Origin of the sequence: Limosilactobacillus vaginalis (genome assembly GCF_025311515.1) — a bacterium.
GTDB classification, from domain to species: domain Bacteria; phylum Bacillota; class Bacilli; order Lactobacillales; family Lactobacillaceae; genus Limosilactobacillus; species Limosilactobacillus vaginalis.
This window is the reverse complement of the sequence record NZ_CP104399.1, coordinates 965499-982273: the sequence shown is the minus strand read 5'-3', so window position 1 is coordinate 982273 and position 16775 is coordinate 965499. Positions and strand designations below refer to the sequence as shown.

Sequence of the window (16775 nt, the reverse complement as noted above, 5' to 3'; positions counted from 1 at the left end):
GAACCGAGATGATAATGAATGCGACGGCTAGTAAAGAGCTTTGCTGCAATTATTAGTATTTTATTAATACTAGTATTAGTTATTCAATTTATCGTACTTTTGCCGTTACCTAATCATTCATTACGAACTAGCAACGAGCGATCAACTATTCGTTATAGTGAAACGCCAACAGTAATGATTCCCGGCTGGGGAGGCAATACAACCACTTATCGTCGAATGACCCGATACTTTGAAAAACATAATTATGCGCAAAAGGTAATGACAGTTTGGGTTTCGCCAACTGGAACTGTTAAGACTGGTGGCGATTTCCATCAGCAGAAAAATTCCCTTATTCAAGTGCTATATAATTGGAATTATAATGCTTCCTACCATCCTCAGGTTCACCAACTAACTAGAGTACTCCAACTTCTTCATGATCGTTACCACATTAAACGAATGAATGTGATTGCTCACTCCTATGGGGGAACTGAATTTATTCATGCCTATATGGGTTCAAAACAACTGCAAAAAGATATTCAACTCCGCAAAGTTGTTTTTCTCGGCGTACCGGTTGAGGAAAGCTTTGGGGTTAAAGTTAAATTTGTTCCTAATTTAAACCGTAAATCAAAGGATCGTAATTTCCGGCAGTTAGGGTGCCAAATGAGGAAGTGGCGTCCTAATTCTACCGTTAAGATTCTTAATATAATGGGTGGGAACGACGAGGAAGTCCCATGGATCCAATCTGAAATGCTTCAATCACTTGTTAAAATTCATCCAGAGATCCGTTATCAGCAAGTAGTTGTTCCGAAAACTAACCATTTTCAGCTTCATGACCGAAAAATAATTTTACAACGAGTTGGCCAGATGCTATGGGGGAAAGATTAATATAAGGACGTGATTTAATGCAAAAAGAGCATGGTCAAGTGACCGGAATCATTTGGTGCGGTCCAGAAGATTTAGCGGTTTATCAACTAGTTAAACAATATGCAGAAAAGCAATCATTAACGGTTTCTGCAGCGGCTAAAGAATTGGTAAAAATTGGCCTTAAAGACGTAATGACAAAATAAAACAGAGCATTGCTACTTCTTTCTCTTAGTTAGGGGACAGAATAGCAAAGCTCTGTTTTTATTTTTACTTATTTTTTAGGTAAAATGCCAAGCATATTAATAGTAGTAAGACAATAATTGCCAAACGCGGGTTTAATTTGAACAGCTCATGCATTGCATGGACTTCACCGATACCAACAGGCAATGAAGGTAACAATAATACCAACTCCTTATAGTTAATAGGTGGTTGGTATTATTATCAGCATTTTGCTAAGAAATTGCAACTGATAGCTACTAGTTAATATCTTGCGTTTCCTTAGCCCGATCTTGAAGCCTAAAAGAAAGGATTAGGGCAATTATGACCAAGACAAGTGTAAAGTAAATTCCATAATGGAACCCATTAGTAAATTTAACGGCTGCAGTACCATTAATATTTTTTTGACCAAGTTCGAGGAAACTAGTCGCAAATGCGGTTGCCAATGCGCCAACAATTTGCTGGAGAGTATTGAGAATTGTACTTCCGTCTGCAGATTCGAGGCCATTTAGGGAATTTAGCGAACTAGTTTGTGCAGGAGACATTGCAAGGGGACAACCAATCATTAGAATGACATGAGCCGCAATGATATAGCCAACTGATGAATGTTCCGAGGTGCAAGCGAACATAATGGCTCCGATTAACGCAATAACTAAGCCAAACATTACTGGTTTCCTAGCACCGATATTATCGTAAAGTCGTCCGGCAAGGGCAGATGTAACGGCATTAATCACTCCCCCAGGAAGCATAATCATACCAGTAAGAGCGACCGGAATTAACAAACCATTTTGCAGGTAATTTGGTAATAAGTACATTGCAGAAAGGATGATCCCGAAATCGAGCATCACTAATAAAGCTCCTGTTCTAAAGGCAGGAATCTTAAATAACCTTAAATTAAGAATCGGTTCCGTTAAGTGGAGTTGGCGGTGAACATAGAATCCTAGAACAACTACCCCGACTATTAGTGCTGAGAGAACAGGGACTGATAACCAGCCATCACGACTAGAAAGACTAGCGCCAATAACTAAACCGGAGAAGCCAATTGCGGATTCAATAATGGAAAGCCAATCAACGTGTGGCTTTGTAATGTTATTGACGTTCTCTAATGAAGTCATCGCGAAAATTAACGCTAAGGCTAAGAAAGGAATAAATAACCAGAAGATCCAACGCCAGGAGAGTTTAGCAAGAATTAGTCCGGTAAGTGTTGGACCAATTGCTGGTGCAAACATAATCACTAATGCACAAATTCCTAGAACAGCACCAAGTTTTTGGGGCGGAAAGATTTGCATTGCTACGGCAAACATTAACGGGAGAATCAAACCAGTTCCAATCCCCTGTACCATTCGGCCAATTAGCACTCCCGGGAAATTATTTGCACAAGCAGAGATAACCGCTCCGATAATAAAGCTCGCTAAACCAAAGATAATGATCTGACGAGTTGTAAACCATTTTGAAATTAGGCTTGATAAGGGAAGAATAATTCCAATAACAAGCATATATCCAGTAACTAACCACTGAATTGTTGCCATATTTACACGTAAGGACAACATTAACTTGGGGAGTGCAATATTAAGTGAGGTTTCACTTAGCATCCCCACAAAAGCCCCTAATAGCATCGCTACCATTGCTAGTTTAGGATGCGAAAGCTGCTTTCGTGCAGTATTATTTTGAGTATTATCCATTATATATCTTCACTCCTTTACTCAACGATTGATTAGTCTACCAGATTTAAAATTTTTTCGTAAGCACTTTTTTCATTCATATGCTAAAATATGATCTGATTGTTTTAATTAGAGGAGGAAATTTCGTGGGTCAAAAGACAAAGACTGTTTACTTCTGCGCCGGTTGGTTTACAGATAATCAAAATAAGGCTTATAAGGATGCAATGGAAGCAATTAAGGAAAATCCAACGGTTGATGTAGAAAATTCATATGTTCCATTAGAGCATCAATATAAGGGGCTTAGGGTTGATGAACATCCTGAGTTGTTAGAGGACCGTGAATGGGCAACAGCCACCTATAATGGTGACCGAGTTGGTGTTTCAACCAGTGATTTATTATTAGCTGTTTATATTCCTAAAGAAGAAGATGTCGGAATGGGTGTTGAACTGGGGATGGCTTCCGCACTTGGTAAGCACATCCTGGTTGTTATTCCAGATGAAGATTGGGGAAAGCCGATTAACCTGATGAGTTGGGGAATTGCTGACCGATTCATTAAAATGTCTGAATTAGCGTCTTTTGATTTTAACAAACCAGCCTTTAACTTCTATGATGGGGCTGTTTACTAATTTAACGAGCCAAGACTAAAAAAACAGTGTCCACGATATAAGAATTGGTGAGACACTGTTTTTTATTTTTTAAGTTTACATAATATATTTTCAATTGTTAACGTAAGAATTGATTCTCAATTTCATAAAGTAAACCATCATGATTGTTATCACGTTGAGTAATCTGGTCAGCAACTCGCTTTAAGTCAGGGGTAGCGTTTTTCATTGCGAAGCCGGTACCACTTTCTTGGATCATTTCAAGATCATTGCTAGTATCGCCAAATGCAATCACGTCAGCAAGACTTCTACCAGGAAAATGACTAATCAGTTCTTTTAGTCCAGCTGCCTTGTTCACCCCATATGGTAAAATATCGATTCCACAGGCACCGCTATAAGTAGCCTGGACCATTTTAGGGAAAGCGTTGTTGATGGATTGAATTACTCTTTCAATTGCTGATAATTGTGGATGACTTTTAAACCAATTCAGGTTAACGTTATATATCGGTTCGTTAACCTGGGCGAGTGATGAGAAGTAGTGGTGATGGGGGTAGAATGGTACGGGAACATCTTTGAATTTGCTGCCAATAAAGGTATTTGAAGCCCCCGAAAGTGAAAAGAGATCCGGATGATAATTTTGCTGAACAAGAAACTCAATTAAATCTTTTAGTAGAGGTTGTGGATGGACATGGCTGATTACATCTTGCTCATTGATGACTATCCGGCCACCGTTTTCGGCAACAAATGTATCCACTGGGCATCCCTGGAAAATTGATTGAACAGCATCGTAGCTATTTCCCGTCGCAACGATTAGAAGAATTCTCTTGTTGAGAAGTTCCTGATAGTCACGGTTAAAGCGTTGCCGATCAAAATGATCATGGTCGTCGTATAAGGTGCCATCAATATCAATTGCGATGAATTTTTGTGGTAACATGGTATCCTCCTTTTTACTAGAGATTAAATTCTCTAGTTTTATCAATTACTACTTACTATTTTACTAGAAAAGGATTAAAATAAATTATGTAAGGCGCCCTTAGTGTAATGGATAGCACATGAGATTTCGGTCCTCATGATCCGAGTTCGACTCTCGGGGGGCGCATTGTTAATAAAACTTGATAAATCTTGAAGAGTCTATAATCGTTGATGATTAAATGGTTGTAGACCTATTGTTTTTTTAGGAATTCCCAAAAAACATCAAAAAATTTAATTTCTGCATATATATGTGAGCAGAATTATAGTTTATTTAAGCAAAAAAAGTCGATCATTTATTTGATCGACTCTTTTCATAAATACCTGACTTTGGCGCAAGGCCTCCATCAGTTAACGGTCTTACCGTTAATTCAATACATATATAATACTATTTTATATTTAAGTGGTCAATCATTTGAGTAAGTATTGTGAAAAAGGTGTTCAGCTTAGTATTGTCAGCGTACCACTCTTTGTGACGGTGAAATCGTTTAATAAGCCTTTTTCCTTGTCTGATACGGTGTTCGCTCATTTTTTTACTTTCGATAATCTTGTGTAAGTAAAATAGCGAAATTAAATCATTTACTTTCAAATCTTGTAAATATCCATTTGAAACACCCATTAATCTTGTAAGAGGCAAGTTTAAAATAATAATTTACATTGTCTAGCATATATCGTGCGTCTTTAGTAGTTGTAATTTCAAACTTAATCCCTTTTTCTTGCATATGCTTAACAAGTTGAGCACTGTTTAACATTGGCTTATCCATTGGTGATATTACCTCACTTTTGTATTAATTAGTTTTTTAACGTCGATCATTTTGTTAGGCATAGGACGTAAATTGAATATATTTTTCAATAGAATAAAAGCATTTTTCTCGACATTAATCTATTAAGTATGGTTATCTTATAAGTGTAAAACAATCATGACTTTAAGGGGGGCGAAATCTCATGAATCAAGAACAGAAAAAAGAAGCATTAGCAAAATTAACGCCAACACAATATGCAGTTACCCAAGAAGCGGCAACGGAACGGCCATTTACAGGAAAGTACGATCATTTTGATCAACCTGGAATTTATGTAGATGTTGTCAGTGGTGAACCGTTGTTTTCTTCCTTAGATAAATATGATGCGGGATGTGGCTGGCCATCTTTCACGCAACCAATTAAGCACCGGGCAGTTAAAGAAAAACGTGATCAATCATTTGGAATGGAAAGAACTGAGGTCCGCAGTAAAGATAGTGATTCTCATTTAGGACATGTCTTCACCGATGGTCCGCAAGATCGTGGTGGATTACGATATTGCATCAATTCTGCCGCATTGCGATTTATCCCGGTTGACCAATTAGTTGCTCAAGGATATGGTGAATATCAATCACTTTTTAAATGAAATCTATTATAATTTAAATAGTAACATTAAGGAGTGTGATGACGATGGAATTAACCGGGATTAAAGAGATTGCAAATATTGGTGCTGGGACAATGGGTCACGCAATTGCTCTTCAATTTGCAATGAACGGTTATAATGTCAAAATTTATGATCGTGAACAAACGGGACTTCAGCGTGGCAAAGAGCTAATTAGTCATGATTTGAAAACATTTGTTGACGCTGGAATGGTTACAGAAAAGCCGGAAAAAATTTTAAGCCGATTAACTTATACAACTAATCTTACTGATGCTTGTCAGAATGCGGATTTTGTAATTGAATCAATTGTCGAGAACGAGGAGATTAAGAAGTCGGTTTGGACGGAAATTGAGAAGATCGTTAAAGAGTCAGCAATTTTGGCAACTAACACTTCGGGATTAAGTCCAACTGCCTTACAAAGTGTCCTTCAGCATCCAGAACGGTTTGTCGTTGCTCACTTTTGGAATCCTGCCCAATTGATGCCGTTAGTTGAAGTTGTTCCTGGTAAGAACACTAGTCAAGAAACGGTTAATGTGACGGTCGAACTCATGAATAAGATTGGTAAACACGCAGTACCACTTAAGAAGGAAGCACTTGGCTTTGTCGGTAACCGAATTCAGTTAGCGGTCTTACGTGAGGCCTTCCATATTATTGACCAAGGAATTGCTAGTCCAGAGGCAGTTGATGACATTGTTAAATATAGTTTGGGACGCCGCTGGAATTTAGTTGGTCCAGTTGCCAGTGCTGATCTCGGCGGGTTAGATGTTTTTAAGAATATTAGTTCATACTTATATGCAGACTTAGCTAACGAAACCGGAACGGATCCAGCACTTGCTAAAAAAGTCTCTCAAAATGAATTAGGATTAAAGACAGGGAAAGGATTCTTTGATTGGCAAGGGGATGCCAGCAAGAAAATTGTTGAGCAACGTGACCAAGCTCTCCTTAACCAGCTTAAAGATGATCAAAAATAATTGCTGAAATAAAATTAGCTCTCAGAGGAAATTAAATGGACAACTACATGTCTAACTGATTTTCATTGCGTCTGAGAGCTAATTTTAGTTTTAAATGGAATTATAGACAAAGAGCGATTCTAAAGGCATAAATTTCTGAGGTGGAAGTGTTATTTGTATATAATAACACTTCATAAATACTGATATAATAGGATTGTGTTTTAAAGAAAATAGGAGATGTGTTATTATTGTGAATAACGGAATAATAACATTACTAATGTTAGGTGGAGAAAATGAAACAATTAGTACTACCAATTAAGGATTCGAATATTCTTGCTGATGTTCAAGACACACTCCTTCACAATTTTAAGGCTGGTCGACGGAACTACACCATTTTTCAAGTTGGTAAGGCGACCTTGCTACGGGTTAGCGACGTTTTACGTTTAAAACAATCAGATGTCTTTGAAGAAAATGGTCTGTTGCGAGAACACGCCTTTATTAAGGATAAGAAAACCGGTAAACAGAATACGCTATATTTACGACCGGTGAATAACGATTTACTAATGTATCAGCAATGGTTAAAAAAGATGCACCTTGAAGGGACAACCGAATGGCTCTTTCCATCAACTACAAGACCGACGAAGCACATTGATGAGCGACAATTCTATAACATAATGCATGAAGTCGGCGAATTATTAGATATTAATTATTTAGGGACACATACAATGCGCAAAACCGGTGCTTATCGGGTTTACGTTCAAAGTAATTACAATATTGGCTTAGTGATGAGCCTACTTAATCATTCTAGTGAAGCAATGACGTTAAAATACTTGGGACTTGACCAAACCAGTCGGGAGCAGATGTTAAATAAGATTGATTTTGGCTAGTTTACATAATATTAATTAGTTATCAAAAAAGAGGATTTCAAACCATGAAATCCTCTTTTACTTAACAATAATTACTTCCGAATTCCGTCTTGCCTTATCGCTTAGTTCTACACCAAGCCCGGCATTCGTTGAAACTTCGTAGACACCATTTTTAGCTATTAACGGTTTGGTTAATGTTTCTCGGTACGCTTGCTTTAGTGTGATTTCATGATTTTCGTGGATGAGAAAATTGGGCATTGCTGCTTCAAACTGGAGTGCCGCAGCTGTCGCGATTGGACTACCGCAAACATGAAGCTGAAGATTAATATCATTAACGAGAGCAAGGCTATTGATTTGACGAGCCATGGTAAAGCCACCGCAAGTTCCTAAATCAGGTTGAACAATTCCAATATTGCGTTGACGAATGTATGGAGCAAATGACTTAGCTATTGTAAGGTGTTCACCGACAGCCAATGGTATTGAAGTTTGATCAGCAATAGTATCGTAGTCATGGGGATCGATTGTTGGTACCGGTTCTTCAAAGTAATAAATTTTTAGCGGTAAGAGTCTATGTGCCAGTTGAATTGCAGATTCAACCCTTAAATTGGCATGGCAATCAAGAATTAATTGTTTATTTGGACCTAATGCCTGACGAACAGCAGCAGTTCGCTCATATGCTCGGTTTAATTGTTCTTGAGTTAGTAATCCACGTGATGAAAGGGTGGTATTATCCGTTTCTTGGTCTATGGGATCAAGCTTAATTGTCTGGTAACCATCATCAACCGCTCGCTTTGCAATCCGATAAAAGTCATGGGGAGTTTTAACATAGCGCGAAAAAGGTCCCCAGCCGTATTCAATATGACTAGCATAAGAGTGAATATGTGAAGTGATCTTTCCGCCAAGGAGTTGGTAAATTGGCATGTTAGCAACTTTCCCTTTAATGTCCCATAAAGCAATATCAATTGCGCTGATGGCCGAATAAAAAAGGGTTCCACCGCCTTTAGCCCAAAAGGTATGTTCATAAAAGTCTTGCCAAATTTGATTGATTAATAAGGGGTTCTTCCCAATAATTCTTTGGCCTAGTTCCTGAATAAGGTGAGCAACTGCGCTAACTCCTGCACCATACGCAACACCTGCTTCACCATAGCCAACTATTTTCTGGTCCGTTTCAATTTCAATCACTAATGGATGCCAGATCGGTGATAGTTGTCCCCAATTTAACTGAAGAATCTTAATTTGTTGTATTTTCATTTGCTGCCTCGTTAATTATTTCAGTTGCTAATTGTGATGCCGTCCCGGATTTGATACTACCATCAAGATCATATTTAATAAGAATTTGTTTGATTTCGTCTTGAACTATGGGACAGCCATCAAGTTCTTCTTGTAATTGTTCAGCAACTTTTTGACTAATAACCATAAGATCACCATAAATTTTAACATCAGCAAGTCGGTGTTCTTTTACGTTAAAGGCAATCCCAATACTGCCAATTCCGTGAAAGTACGAGTCAACATAATAATGGGCTAAATTACTGCCATAAATCCATTCTTTAGTCCCAAACTTGCGATGACCAAGCTCAATAATATCAGCCCATTCTTGTTCAGAAAGCTTTGTTGTCTTGAAGTCTTTATTTTCCTTTTTTACATATTTTAAAATTAAATCACGAAGATCATTGGTCGTAAAAGATGGGATATTAATGTAATCCTTAAGGTTGGTAACGCGACTTCTAACTGATTCGATTCCTTTATCTTCAAGCTTAGATTTTGACGGTGTTAGTACTCGATTTGCTTCTTCTAAGTTAACGTTTAGCATTAGTGTACCGCCATACAAAACCCGGTCTTTAATTTGAGAGAATGACATTCCAGAAAATTTCTTTCCATCAACTGTTAAATCATTTCGTCCAGTTTGTTCCGCATTAATACCAAGCTCTTTTAACGCAAGTAAAATAGGTGATATGTATAAATTGAATTTTGGTGTTTTTACTTTTGGTGCTGTGTCTATGTAAACATAGGTTAAATCGCCCGGATCAATAAAAACAGCGCCACCACCGGAATTTCGGCGGACTAAGCCAATCTGCTTTTCTCTTAAATACGGGAAATTAACTTCATGATAAACATCTTGGTAGTGGCCAACTATTACGGTCGGAACCTCAGGATGATAAAAATAAAGTAATTCTTTTCCTTTGTATTGAGGAGCAGTTTGCAAGTATTCAGCCAGTGCTTCTGGAACAACCGGATCTTGGAAACGCTGTCGATCATGACTCATATCTATATAAAGCATTAATAATCATCTCCATAAATAAATTATATGCCTGAAAAGATAAGTGAAGTCATTAATCTTTTGTTATTGTTAATTAGATAGGAAAAAAGATAAGAAAAAGTTTTTATTTAAAATGCAGAAAGAATGATAATTAAGCGGAGAGCTTGATATGGTAGCCAATTTTATTAATCGGTAGCATTAAAACTATAATTTTAATGACAGGTTGCTAAAGAAAAATGCTTTAACCCTCTTTAAATTAACTAGTCTTAATTTGTCTACTTTTTATCTATATTCTTGTTTCATTAACTTAGTTTTTATTTATTAACTGGTCTGAGTCAATTAATTCCAATTAAATGTTAAATAATATTTGACCATTCCAGTAAATGCAAGGCTTTGAGGATTAGTTCTGGATATTTCTGCCAACCAGATTCTTAATGTGTGACCTTTGACGAAATTAATAGTTTCCAGTTTAAAAAATAATTCTTTAACGGAAATTGTGACATAAATCCGATTACTTTAAAAAACTAATAACACAGTACACGAATAAATGAGCTCCAGAGTTGCTTTATCAGTATCTGGAGCTTTATTTGTACTTTCTAAAGATTGCTGCGCGTCTTCACTTATATTCCTAAAAATTTAGATCAAAGGGGAATTCTAGCAGATGTTTATGTGGTAATCCTCAGGTCATAAAAAAGGGCCATACTAATTAACGGTTCTCTTAAGTTAAACTAATAATTCTCCCCTGCTCTCCCCTCACCTGATTTAACGTTCATGATGTCTAACATTCGTTGGCCAGTTTCGGGGTGACGATAGTGGTAGCAATTACGTAGTGACGGTTCTTGCCATAATTGTTTAAGAATTTTTTCTACATTCATATTTTCGGCAATAATATTTAAGAACAAATCTAAATTCTTAATTTTTCGTCGCTTCAATCGCGTTTGCTGAAGCTGATTGGTAAATTCATTTGCATTAAACCGACTAAGGTCTGCTAGTTCTATCGTATGTAAATAATCTTGAAGTAATTCCTTATCGTAGCATTTTAATGCTTTGTCAATCAGAGGTTTTTGCGCTATGACTCTTACTATATAACTAAGTGCTATAAATGTTTCTTTAGCATTATACCTTTCAAAGTCAATTTGGGGAATTTCAATTGGATCCTCAATTGTATTCATGGGTTGTTGGTTAATTGAACTGAAATGTTCCTGCAGTTGGGTATCTAATTGTTCTAACATCATTAAAAGAAATGCTGAATTTGTGGTTCCATAGTTACTTTCAAATGAGGCAGGAAAAAAACTATTCAACTCTTTATTGGGCCACACAATCGCACCGGTTTTAAGATTAATTACATAATTACTCAGCGGGTTCCAATCTGGGTACTTATTCCAAATTTTCTTATTAACCCGGATCGTATTGGCAGTAGCAGCGGCCTTATCGAATTCACGCCACCGTCGAACCTCATCATTAACGGTTTTAAGAAAGACTCCCTTACTCGTATTAAAGTAATATCGTCCATCTGGTGCATCAATTGCGATTGCATAGTACTTACTATCGGTTATTTTTAGCGGACAGGTATAGTTGTCTTGGGGAATTCCATCAGGAGTCAAAGCAGCCTTAATCTCTTCTTGATCAGGTGACAGTTTAATTAATTTACTTGACTTAACATCTAAATAATAAAAACGTTCTGTCTTCTTTTTTGCAAATAATGTCGGATATTTGGCCTTCAATTGTGGGAAAATTTGGTTGATCTCAATAGCTGAGCTCCATTGAAAATGCCCCGTTTCTTTCCTGGTGAATCGTTCATTAACTGACCAATAGTTATTATTTCCCTTACTCGAACGGTATACTAATTCGTAAGTCATTAGGTTTCCCTCCTTGAACATTAGTTCGATAACAATATTTTATCAAATATTACTGTATTTTTCGAACAAATATTCGGAGAAATGCTAATTATTTCCGTTTAAATAACCGTGACAATAGCCCTGGCTTAGACTGTTGGTTTTGTTCTTGCTGCTTAGCAATTGTTTTCATCATTTCTGTCATCATTTTGTTTTGCTGCTCATCGTGTTGCTTCTGAGCTTTTAGATATTCTTGCATTGCATCAGTTTGCTTATCTTTTTGATGAAGGCTATTATAATGCTGCCTAATTAACGGCTCTCCAATGAACTCGTCAAATTTATCAATATCAAGAATCATCCCATTATTGTATTGCTCAATTGCAACTCCCAATTCACGAGGGAACATATTGAAATAGTTATCCAAAGTCTGGTTAATATTCTCATAGGTACTCCCCTTAAGATTATTGAAGATTGCTTTTGATACCGTAAAATGTTGCTTATCCTCACTGTTAAATGACACATGCTTAAAGTCATCGTCTTTAATTAACATTTTCCAGGTAAGACGGTTTCGATCAACCTTATAATCATAGTTATGGTCAATAATTCCCTTTAATTCGTCTTGAAGACCAAACTTAGCAAGTAATTCTTTGACGATTTTTCGGGTGAGACTTAAGTAATCATCAACTAAGTCCTGTTCATCTAATCCTGACAGGTTAACCAATCGTTGATTTAATTCATAAACAACTGCTTTATAGATATGATCGTTAATATTATTTTGGAGGATACCGTAATTATATTTTTGCTTTTCTGGTGGTAACCATCCGGCTTCGAATGATAAATAATAAACCCGCTTAGTAATTTCTTCCAAATTATTAATATCACGACCACCAATATTATGATTCATCGCAAAAATATTAACGTTATGAATATCTGTAATGGTATTGGACCATTGTTTAATCGCGTTTGTGGCGACCTTACTATGAAGAAAATTCTCGTTTAATTCATCCACGATCATTGGTGAAATAAACCGCTTTGAATTAAGGTAATTACCAAGAAAATTAACTGCTTTATTTGTATGAGCACCAGTTCCCTGATTAATTTCTGAATATTGAAGGTTCATCCCCCGATCACCAACAAACGGTTTAAAGTAATCCCGGACTAAAAGGGTCTTCCCTGTAGTCCCCCTACCAATTAGGACCATTGATAGCGGTACTTGATCAGCACTTTTAGCATAATTGGACTTACGATAGATTTGCCGAATCTTCCAGATTAATGGAGCCGTCATAAGATACATAAATGCAGATAATGCCTGCTGACTTTCATCACGAACCTTGTTATATTTAAAACTTTTGATTACTTTAACAAAGTTTTCGACATCGTCCCGAGTAACATTTTTAACATGATTTTCTAGGGGAATGAATTCATGAGAGTTGGGTTGCTGAACTAATGCATTATCGTCAGCATATGACCATAGAGGCTGCGGGTAGAGTGTATTAGCTTCGACGACATTATTAGCTGGTTCTTCCAGATTATTATAGACAATCTCTTTAACCTGATTCTTAATTTCTTCAGTTTTCCGTCGTTTATTTCCTTTAGGGGTATAAATTGTGTTAATTACCTGTTTAACGTCCTTTGGAACCAGTGTATATCGCTGATTTCTTTGCGAATTAGTTATTTTTGTAATATCTTCTACCGGAAAGAGAACAGTATTATCATTGATTTGTTCGACCGTTTGGCTTGTCAGAATTTCGGTAATTTCTTTTGCTGATTTGCCTTTAATCTGATCGATTACTTTCCGGTCAAGATAGTTAGTACTATCCTCAGTAAAGTTCTTCTTGAAAAGTTGCTGATGTGCCTGATAAAATGCTAGATCAGCTGGATTATCCTTTGATCCTGCATACATCCACAGCATTTCAAAATTGTTGGTTAGTGCTTTTTGAGTTAAATTCATCGATCCATTAAAAATTTTAAATTGATTATCATTTTCAACAATATAATATTTGCTATGAAAAAGATGCTCCTTAGTGAACCGTAATTTTAAGCTTTCGTCAGCAACTCGGGAAATGAATTGTTCATTAGCCGATGTAATTTCTTTTACCCGACGCGTAAGATCAAAAAATTGATTCAAATTTTGCCCTGTTCGCTGATCTTCCATCCCCAAAATTAAATTAACCTGCTTAAATTGTGGAAGAAGATGCTTTTCAATGATCTGAAAACTCCCGACAAACGTAACTCCAGAAAATTGTTCATATCCTGATACTAATTTCCAAAAATTAGGCTGAGTTAGCATTCGTTGATTTTTAAGATCATATACCGTTAGCATAGTTTGGTCCCTCCCTACTAGTCTTTAAGTATAGGTTATCATCTTTATTCTTGATTTTCTTTCTTAATTTTCTTGCCAAATAGTTATGCTTCTGGTAATATAATTCATGTTGTGCGATACAACCCGTCAACGGGAAATAGCTCAGCTTGGTAGAGCACCTGGTTTGGGACCAGGGGGTCGCAGGTTCGAATCCTGTTTTCCCGATTAATCTAAGAGTCATTCCTCCCGGGGATGGCTCTTTTTATATATAATAGTAGATAAAGTATATATCAGGTGGAATGTAAAATAATGGAATCAGATAAATACCTAAGTTTAATTCAACAGGAGCTCGCACAGCTTCCTGATTATGTAAATGATTACTATTTAGGAACTAACCATGCAGTTACCACTACTTACCAGTATTTAACGGAGATTCGGCGCTTCTTTAACTGGCTTCGAGCCAGTGGCCTTTCTGAGGCAAATAACAATACCGAGATTCAAACTGATGAGCTTGCTAAACTGCGGCGAAATGACATTATGCTGTATATCGATCATCTTAGCCATACCACTAATGCACAGGGGCATTTAAACTCCCCCACTTCTATTAATCGCTCAATTAATGCCTTACGCTCATTATTTAAGTATTTAACAGTGACAGCTGATGTTAATGATGGCGAACCATATTTTTATCGAAATGTGATGCTCAAGATCGATTCATTAAACGATACCAAGACATTAAACTATCGTGCGCATACTCTAGCGTCTCATATGTATCGTGGAGAAATGAAATTCGATTTTATTGATTTTATCAGTAATCAATATCCTCAAATGTGTGATAAGCGTGCCTTGCCAGCATATAAAGTTAATAAAGAACGGGATATTGCAATTATTACGCTAATTCTTGGCACTGGGGTTCGTGTTTCAGAAGCGGCTAATGTTAATCTGGCTGATTTAAACTTGAAACAAAGCTTGCTTGACGTTGTTCGTAAAGGTGGGCAAAAGGATTCCGTGCCAATTGCACCCTGGGCAGTGCAATATATCAAAGCATATTTAGAAATTCGTGCTAAACGTTACCATGCTCTAAAAAAGGATACCGCCCTCTTCCTAACCCTCTATCATGGGGAAACACGGCGAATGACGGCAAACGCGATTGAGAAAATGGTGAAGAAGTATTCAACTGCCTTTGGTCACCCGTTGACGCCACATAAGCTTCGTCACACCCTTGCTTCTGAAATGTATAATGTTACTAAGGATCAAGTGCTGGTTGCTCAACAGCTTGGTCAAAAGGGAACTTCCGCAACTGATCTTTACACCCACGTTGATCAAAAGAAGCAGCGTCAGGCCCTTGATGAAATTAGCGAGCACCCCGAGAAATAAGTTAAAACAATGTTGGCGCTTGGTTAAAAGACTGTTAAAATAGTATTTGAATTATATATCAATAAAAGTATAGGTGATATTTATAAAATGAATGGATTAATGAATTCATATTGGTTTCAACTGATTGTAATTATCTTAATTCTTTTACTGGCGGCATTGTTTACTCTTTTGGAGTATTCAGTTGTTAAAGTCCGTCCTAGTGAATTAAAAGAGTTAAAGCAGACTAAAAAGGTTAAACGTGCTGAACACATGGTTAACAACCTAAACGAGTATCTCTCTACTGCTCAGGTCGGTGTTACCATGACTTCCCTGATTTTAGGGTGGATTGGTGATCAATTTATTACCAATTTATTGCTAAAGATCACGGTAGTTCCAGCAAACATTAGGGAAGTTATTTCGCCAATTTGCGGTGTGCTGATTTTTACTTTCTTCCACGCCGTCTTTACTGATTTGGTACCAAAGAACATGGCGATCGATAAGCCGGTACCAATCTTAATGGCAATTGTTCACCCTATCCAATTCTTCCATACGATCTTCTACCCATTCGTTTGGTTGTTTGCTGTTGTAGCTGCCTGGGTTACCAAGCTTCTCGGTTACAACGTTCAGCCTGAAGAAGATACCTATTCACAAAACGAAATTATGACCCTTTCACAGCAGTCAGAAAAAGCTGGTGAAATGGATAAAGAAGACGTTATCTTTATGCAACGGGCATTTGAAATGAACGATAAAGTTGCTGAAGATATTATGATTGACCGGACCCAATTAGCGGTGATTGACATTACTGCTTCAATTGCTGATGCAGCCCAGTTATACTTTGAAAAGAAGTTTACCCGATTCCCGGTTGTCGCTAATAACGATAAGGATCATATTCTTGGTTATATCTTTGCCTATGATGTTATGCGGCAAAACCAAATTAATCCTCAACAATCAATTCGGACGATCATGCGAAAGATTCCAATCGTTTATGAAAACGAACCAATTACTAAGGTTCTCCAAGAAATGATTAAGAAGCAAGTTCCAATTGTTGTTGTTCAAGACGAATATGGTGGTACATCAGGGATTATTACCGATAAGGATATCTATGAAGAACTCTTTGGGACCGTTGGTGAGGAAATTGACCACGCCACATCAGATATGATTGAAAAGAAGGAACCGGATAGCAAGGGAAACCCTACTTATGAAGTTTCCGGTAAAATGCCGCTTGATGATTTTGAACGGTACTTCAATACTAAGATTGATCAATTTGAAAACTCAGAAGTAACAACTCTTACGGGATTCTTCCTTGAACGGCAATATGACTTAAAGGTTGGTCAGCCAATTAGAGTTGACAGTTTCTCCTTTATTCCGTTAGACTTACAAAATGCTTATGTAAATAAGTTTAAAGTAATCTACATTAAACCAAAGAAGAACACCCAATCAAAGAAAAAAGATAAGTAAAATAGTAAAATCTCCTTAGCTAGGCTTTGACCCGGCTAAGGAGATTTGTTTTATGGTGTTTA

Annotated in this window: 14 protein-coding genes and 2 tRNA genes; 10 read left to right on the top strand and 6 right to left on the bottom strand. The window is 37.0% G+C overall.

Annotated features, from left to right (window positions below; genetic code table 11):
- Window positions 1-18: 18 nt before the first annotated feature.
- Both N4627_RS04840 and N4627_RS04835 read left to right on the top strand, forming a co-directional pair.
- A complete protein-coding gene (locus N4627_RS04840) occupies window positions 19-864 on the top strand; it encodes an alpha/beta hydrolase (protein ID WP_124031331.1) in 846 nt (281 codons plus the stop codon).
- Between the two features lie 17 nt (window positions 865-881).
- Complete coding sequence (locus N4627_RS04835) at window positions 882-1046, top strand: hypothetical protein (protein WP_003717120.1); 165 nt, start codon at window positions 882-884, stop codon at window positions 1044-1046.
- A gap of 273 nt (window positions 1047-1319) precedes the next feature.
- On the opposite strand, the gene N4627_RS04830 is transcribed toward N4627_RS04835, so the two are convergent.
- The gene (locus N4627_RS04830; RefSeq protein ID WP_098045092.1) at window positions 1320-2741 is read right to left on the bottom strand and encodes a DHA2 family efflux MFS transporter permease subunit; all 1422 of its coding nucleotides are present in this window, start codon (window positions 2739-2741) and stop codon (window positions 1320-1322) included.
- A gap of 80 nt (window positions 2742-2821) precedes the next feature.
- Between N4627_RS04830 and N4627_RS04825 the strand changes: the two genes are divergently transcribed.
- Window positions 2822-3346 carry a nucleoside 2-deoxyribosyltransferase gene (locus N4627_RS04825; RefSeq protein WP_260963945.1) on the top strand — a complete coding sequence of 175 codons (525 nt, stop codon included), beginning with the start codon at window positions 2822-2824 and terminating at the stop codon, window positions 3344-3346.
- A gap of 97 nt (window positions 3347-3443) precedes the next feature.
- On the opposite strand, the gene N4627_RS04820 is transcribed toward N4627_RS04825, so the two are convergent.
- Window positions 3444-4256: an HAD-IIB family hydrolase gene (locus N4627_RS04820; protein ID WP_040531202.1), complete on the bottom strand. Its 813-nt coding sequence runs from the start codon at window positions 4254-4256 to the stop codon at window positions 3444-3446.
- A gap of 93 nt (window positions 4257-4349) precedes the next feature.
- Here N4627_RS04820 and N4627_RS04815 point away from each other — a divergent pair.
- The 4 genes from N4627_RS04815 (at window position 4350) to N4627_RS04800 (ending at window position 7526) form a co-directional block, all read left to right on the top strand.
- Window positions 4350-4421, top strand: a tRNA-Arg gene (locus N4627_RS04815).
- An 815-nt stretch (window positions 4422-5236) separates the two neighbouring features.
- A complete protein-coding gene (gene msrB, locus N4627_RS04810; protein ID WP_124031359.1) occupies window positions 5237-5674 on the top strand; it encodes a peptide-methionine (R)-S-oxide reductase MsrB in 438 nt (145 codons plus the stop codon).
- 38 nt (window positions 5675-5712) lie between these two features.
- The gene (locus tag N4627_RS04805) at window positions 5713-6660 is read left to right on the top strand and encodes a 3-hydroxyacyl-CoA dehydrogenase family protein (RefSeq protein WP_260963940.1); all 948 of its coding nucleotides are present in this window, start codon (window positions 5713-5715) and stop codon (window positions 6658-6660) included.
- Between the two features lie 272 nt (window positions 6661-6932).
- Entirely contained in the window at window positions 6933-7526 is a 594-nt protein-coding gene (locus N4627_RS04800) for a tyrosine-type recombinase/integrase (protein WP_003717112.1), read from the top strand.
- Between the two features lie 57 nt (window positions 7527-7583).
- Here the strand turns inward: N4627_RS04800 and N4627_RS04795 are convergent, their stop codons facing one another.
- From N4627_RS04795 to N4627_RS04780, 4 genes are all read right to left on the bottom strand, one after another.
- Window positions 7584-8756: a mandelate racemase/muconate lactonizing enzyme family protein gene (locus N4627_RS04795; RefSeq protein ID WP_260963937.1), complete on the bottom strand. Its 1173-nt coding sequence runs from the start codon at window positions 8754-8756 to the stop codon at window positions 7584-7586.
- The gene (locus N4627_RS04790) at window positions 8737-9783 is read right to left on the bottom strand and encodes a lipoate--protein ligase (RefSeq protein ID WP_191336950.1); all 1047 of its coding nucleotides are present in this window, start codon (window positions 9781-9783) and stop codon (window positions 8737-8739) included. The genes N4627_RS04795 and N4627_RS04790 overlap by 20 nt, the downstream gene beginning before the upstream one ends.
- 707 nt (window positions 9784-10490) lie before the next feature.
- Entirely contained in the window at window positions 10491-11621 is a 1131-nt protein-coding gene (locus N4627_RS04785; RefSeq protein ID WP_260963935.1) for a hypothetical protein, read from the bottom strand.
- A gap of 88 nt (window positions 11622-11709) precedes the next feature.
- A complete protein-coding gene (locus tag N4627_RS04780) occupies window positions 11710-13920 on the bottom strand; it encodes a phospholipase D family protein (protein WP_260963934.1) in 2211 nt (736 codons plus the stop codon).
- Between the two features lie 130 nt (window positions 13921-14050).
- Between N4627_RS04780 and N4627_RS04775 the strand changes: the two genes are divergently transcribed.
- The 3 genes from N4627_RS04775 (at window position 14051) to N4627_RS04765 (ending at window position 16713) form a co-directional block, all read left to right on the top strand.
- A tRNA-Pro gene (locus tag N4627_RS04775) sits at window positions 14051-14124 on the top strand.
- 84 nt (window positions 14125-14208) lie between these two features.
- Window positions 14209-15276, top strand: coding sequence for a tyrosine recombinase XerS (xerS, locus tag N4627_RS04770; RefSeq protein WP_003717106.1), 1068 nt, complete (start codon window positions 14209-14211; stop codon window positions 15274-15276).
- Window positions 15277-15363: 87 nt separating this feature from the next.
- Window positions 15364-16713: a hemolysin family protein gene (locus N4627_RS04765; RefSeq protein ID WP_191336947.1), complete on the top strand. Its 1350-nt coding sequence runs from the start codon at window positions 15364-15366 to the stop codon at window positions 16711-16713.
- Window positions 16714-16775 lie beyond the last annotated feature (62 nt).